Source organism: Luteibacter sp. P4_E6 (genome assembly GCF_056401535.1).
In genome coordinates, this window is record NZ_JBFUJE010000289.1 from 1 (window position 1) to 4,956 (window position 4,956).

A 4,956-nucleotide genomic window follows, 5' to 3' on the forward strand; every position below is an offset into this window, starting at 1 on the left:
CCAGATACCCGCGCCGGCCGTGCAGTGGCGCACGGCGCTTTCCATGTCCAGCCACTGCCAGTCCGGCTGCTTGCCGGCGATGATCACGTTGACGTAGTGCCGGCTGCGCAGGCAGTGATCGGCGACCGAGAGCAGGCAGTTCGCATCCGGCGGCAGGTACACGCGCACGATCTCGGACTTCTTGTTGGCCACATGGTCGATGAAGCCGGGATCCTGGTGCGAGAAGCCGTTGTGATCCTGGTGCCACACGTGCGAGCTCAACAGGTAGTTGAGCGAAGCGATCGGCGGCCTCCAGGACATCTTGCGCGTGACCTTGAGCCACTTCGCGTGCTGGTTGAACATCGAATCGATGATGTGGATGAAGGCTTCGTAGCAGGAGAAGAAGCCATGTCTGCCGGTGAGAAGGTAGCCTTCGAGCCAGCCCTGGCACTGGTGCTCGCTGAGCACTTCCATCACGCGGCCTTCGGGCGAGAGGTTCTCGTCGACGCCTTCGTACTCGGCCAGCCAGGTCTTGCCGCTGACTTCGTAAATCGCTTCCAACCGGTTCGACGCCGTTTCGTCCGGCCCGAACACGCGGAACGTTTCCATGTTCTGCTGCATCACGCCGCGCAGGAACTTGCCCAGCACACGCGTGGCTTCGGCCTTGTGATCGCCCGGCGTCTTGACGTCCTCGGCGAAGGGGCGGAAGTGCGGCATGTGCAGCTGCTTCAGCAGCAGGCCGCCGTTGGCGTGCGGGTTCATGCCCATGCGTCGCTGGCCGCGCGGTGCGAGGGAGGCGTACTCCTCGCGAAACTGCCCGCGCTCGTCGAACAGCTCGTGGGCGTCGTAGCTCTTCATCCAGTCTTCGAGGATCTTGATGTGACCCTCGTTATCGAACTTGTCGATCGGCACCTGATGCGCGCGCCACGTGCCTTCCACGGGCTTGCCGTCGACCACCTTGGGGCCGGTCCAGCCCTTGGGGCTGCGCAGCACGATCATCGGCCAGCGCGGACGCTTCGCTTCCGATGCCGTGCCCTCGCGTGCTTCGCTCTGGATGCGCCTGATCTCGTCCAGGCACGTATCGAGCGCCGCAGCGAACGCCTGGTGCATGGGCTCGGGCTCGTGACCCTCGACGAAGTGCGGCTCGTATCCGTAGCCGCGCATGAGATCGCGGAGTTCTTCCGGTTCGATGCGGGCGAGCACCGTCGGGTTGGCGATCTTGAAGCCGTTGAGGTGGAGGATGGGTAGCACGGCGCCATCGCGCACGGGATTGAGGAACTTGTTCGAATGCCAGCTGGTGGCCAGTGCGCCGGTTTCGGCTTCGCCGTCACCGACCACKCAGCTGACGATCAGGTCCGGATTGTCGAACGCCGCGCCGAACGCGTGTGACAGGGAGTAACCGAGTTCACCGCCCTCGTGGATCGAGCCCGGGGTTTCCGGTGCGACGTGGCTGGGGATGCCATACGGCCAGGAGAACTGGCGGAACAGCTCGCGCATGCCGGCCACACTGCGGTCGATATGCGGATAGATTTCGGTGTAAGAACCTTCGAGGTACGTATGCGCTACCAGGCCGGGGCCGCCGTGGCCAGGGCCGATCACGTAGATCATGTTGAGGTCGCGTTCGACGATCGCGCGATTGAGATGGGTGTAGATGAAGTTCAGCCCGGTCGTGGTGCCCCAATGGCCGAGCAGGCGGTGCTTGATGTGCTCCTTCGACAGGGGCTCTTCCAGCATGGGGTTGTCACGGAGGTAGATCTGGCCAACGGTGAGGTAGTTGGCGGCACGCCAGTAGGCGTGCATGCGGCGTAGGAGGTCGGGCGCAAGCGTCTCGGACATGGGGAGCTTTCCAGGCGACGGGGACTCCCTTGAGCGTATGCGTTGGAGGATTGCCTCGGCGTGAAAGAACGGGCCCTATTTGCCCGACACGTCCCTGCGTCAGTGTCGCACCCAGCTGCTCACTTCCCCGGCCTCGCCGCGCATGAAGGCATCGAGCGCCGCAATGTCGTACGCGTTCTCCCAGTGCTCGAGGATACGTCCGTCACGAAACCGCCATAGACCGCAGAACGGCATGCCGATCTCGCTTTCGCCGCGCCGGGCACGAATGCTGCCAAGGACGGCACCGAAATAGTCGTTGGCGACGATGCTGTCCACGCGCATTTGCAACGTTCGCCCGCTTTCGCGGATCAATGCGTGAATCTTCTCGACCACGGCTGCTTTGCCATAGAGGCGGCCCCGGTCGGCTCCGACATGGCGCTGGGCGGTATGCAGCACCATGTCCTCGTCGGCATGGTGTTCGATGCGGCGGAGATCCTCGTAAATGGAGCGCAGCGTGGCGATGTTGGGATGCAGGGTGGACATGGGTGCGGCTCCTGTTATGCGGGCTCTGTCGGTACATCACGGACAGGACGCCAGCCAAGCAGGCCGAGGCGATCGACGGCTTCGGCAATGGCCCGCACTTCGGCCGCATTGAGGTTCACGTGCGCCGCGCTGGCGTTCTCCTTCAGGTGCTTTACGGACGTGGTGCCGGGAATGAGCAGAAGCGCGGGTGAGCGGTGCAACAGCCATGCCAGGGCGAGTTGCGATGGAGTGACCGCGTATGTCGCGGCGAGTGGTGTCAGCGCACTGTCGGGCCCGACCAGTCCGCCGTGACCGAGCGGGAACCAGGGAATGAAGGCGATATGGTGGCGAGTGGCGTGCTCGAGCACCTCGTCGTCGGCCCGGTCGGCGACATTGTAAAGGTTCTCGATCGCCACGATGCGCGCGGTCTTCTGGGCTTCGAGCAGTTGCGCGACGCTCACGCCCGGCTGGTTCGAAAGGCCGATGTGCCTGATCTTGCCCTGCTCCTGGAGACGCACCAGTTCCCCCAGGCTGTCGGCAAGCGGGACCTTGGGATCGATGCTGTGCAACTGGTACAGCGCGATGCAATCCACCCCCAACCGCCGCAGGCTCAGCTCCACTTGCTGGCGCAGATATCGCGGATCGCCCAGGGGCTGGATGTAGGGCGCACCCGGTGCGTCGTGGATCCAGTCCAGCTTGCCCGATCGCAGCATCCCGCCCTTGGTGCAGATCACCAGATCGTTGGGATAGGGGTGCAACGCCTTGCGGATGATCTCCTCGTTGTCGCCGGGACCATAGGCATCGGCGGTGTCGATGAAGTTGATACCGAGTTCGTAAACGGCGTGCCGCAGGACCTGAATGGCATTGCGCTCGTCGGCGGGCGGTCCCCACATGCCGTAGCCGGTGAGGTGCATGGCGCCGTAGCCGAGTCGGTTGACGGGAAGATCGCCGCCGAGGAGGAACGTGTCGGGGACGGGCTTTGCGGGATTCGTGGTCATGTCATCGCTTCCTTGCTGACGAGGTGGTTCCGGCGGTCGGCGGCGCGTGCCGGGTTTCCGCACCAGGTGCCGAGCGTGATTTCGGCGGTGATCCCGGGACCGAAACCGGCGATGAGGCCTTGTGCTCCCTGGGCGGCGCCGCCCGCCTCGAACAGGCGGCGAAGCGCATCCAGCACCACAGCGGAGGCAATGTTGCCGTACTCGGTCAGCGTGGCCCGGCTGTGTCGGAACATCTCTGGTGCGACGCCGAGAAAATGCGAGAGGTCGTCCAGGATGCGCGGGCCGCCCGCGTGGATGATGTAGAAGTCCAGGTCGCTCGCATTCCAGCCAAACTCGGCGGCGACAGAGCGAAGTTCCGGTGCCAGCTGTTCCATTGTGCCGGGCACGCGGCGATCCAGTTGGAAGTGGAAGCCCGTGGCCTTGACCGCGTACGAAATCCAGTCCTCCGTTCCCCGCACCAGTCGCGAGCCGTTGCCGGCCAGCCGCACGCCCGTACCACCTTCGCCACGCACGACGGCCGCAGCGACGGCATCGCCGAACAAGCCATTCGAAAGCAGGTTGCCCACTTCAAGGTCGGTGGGCTGGTAGCACAGCGAGCAGAATTCGCACGCCACCACGAGTACATGGGCGCCCGGATAGGCGAGGCAGAAATCGTGGGCGCGGTTGATTGCCGCTCCTCCCGCCGCGCAACCCATCTGGGCAATGGGCAGCTGCCGGATATCCGCGCGGAAACMGAGTTCGTTGATCATCCAGGGGATCAGCGAGGGCATGGTAAAGCCGGTACATGAGACGAAGACGATCGCATCGATACGGTCGGCTGTCAGGTCAGCATGGTCGAGTGCACGTGCGACGACGTCGGGCACGCGGGCCTTCGCTTCGCGCACGTAGACCGTGTTTCGTTCTTCGAAGCCCGGGTGTGCGAGGGTGTCTTCGATCGACTGGACGATGTGCCGCTCGGCCACCTGCGTGTTTCTGATCAGGCGCAATGCCAAGGGCAGCTGGTCGTGATTTGCATGCAACCCGCGTGCGAGGCGAAGCGTGTCGTCAAGGGTGATGACGTGTTCGGGAACATCGACCGCGGGGCGGCAGAGGGTGACCATGTTTTCACTTCCCTGTTGTCAGATGGCCCGGCCAGTTCCCCGGCCGGGCCCGTGTCGTCATGTCAGAGGATGGTGAGCGTGGCGTTGCCGCCGGCACTCGTCACGCCTGCCGGCGATGCACACTGATTACCGAGGGTCGAAGCGAGGTTGGTGAGGACGAACGTCGCCTCCGCCATCTGGCCGCTGTAGCGTCCCGAGGTAATACTCCCAGGGGCGGTGACCACCAGGTTGCCTCCCACCGAGGCGGCGGTCGCGGTATAGGTGAATGTGCTTGTCGCAGGAGGGACGCCGTCTGTCCAGTTGATGGTCCAGGTCGTTGGTGGCGCGGAGAAGAAATTCGCGCACGAGAACGGGGCGGAGAATTCCGCGTCGGACCACGMAGTGGTGAACAGTGGCCCTCTTACCAGCTGCACACAGTTCCATGTCGTTTCCGTTGTCACATCATGCTCGACGACGGCATTGGTGACCCCTGGTGACCAGGTGGCATCGTGGCTTCCCAAGGCGCAGACGGCGGAACTGGCATGCGCGGCCGATGGTAAGAC

At 64.1% G+C, this 4,956-nt stretch carries 5 protein-coding genes; all 5 read right to left on the minus strand.

The features are described from left to right. A partial coding sequence (locus tag AC1DT2_RS15580; protein ID WP_477297295.1) for a phosphoketolase family protein occupies nt 1–1,815 on the minus strand: 1,815 nt, incomplete at its 3' end. Nucleotides 1,816–1,914: 99 nt separating this feature from the next. Further along, nucleotides 1,915–2,337, minus strand: coding sequence for a nuclear transport factor 2 family protein (locus tag AC1DT2_RS15585; RefSeq protein WP_477297297.1), 423 nt, complete (start codon nt 2,335–2,337; stop codon nt 1,915–1,917). Between the two features lie 14 nt (nt 2,338–2,351). Next, the gene (locus tag AC1DT2_RS15590; protein ID WP_477297299.1) at nt 2,352–3,314 is read right to left on the minus strand and encodes an aldo/keto reductase; all 963 of its coding nucleotides are present in this window, start codon (nt 3,312–3,314) and stop codon (nt 2,352–2,354) included. Continuing rightward, entirely contained in the window at nt 3,311–4,414 is a 1,104-nt protein-coding gene (locus AC1DT2_RS15595) for a type III polyketide synthase (protein WP_477297301.1), read from the minus strand. The genes AC1DT2_RS15590 and AC1DT2_RS15595 overlap by 4 nt, the downstream gene beginning before the upstream one ends. 62 nt (nt 4,415–4,476) lie before the next feature. After that, nucleotides 4,477–4,956, minus strand: a 480-nt coding sequence (locus tag AC1DT2_RS15600) for a hypothetical protein (protein ID WP_477297302.1), incomplete at its 5' end; no start/stop codon positions are given.

Excerpts from the sequence above, each read along its gene's own strand:
- AC1DT2_RS15585 (WP_477297297.1), bottom strand. The coding sequence starts at position 2,337 with ATGTCCACCCTGCATCCCAACATCGCCACGCTGCGCTCCATTTACGAG.
- AC1DT2_RS15590 (WP_477297299.1), bottom strand. The coding sequence starts at position 3,314 with ATGACCACGAATCCCGCAAAGCCCGTCCCCGACACGTTCCTCCTCGGC.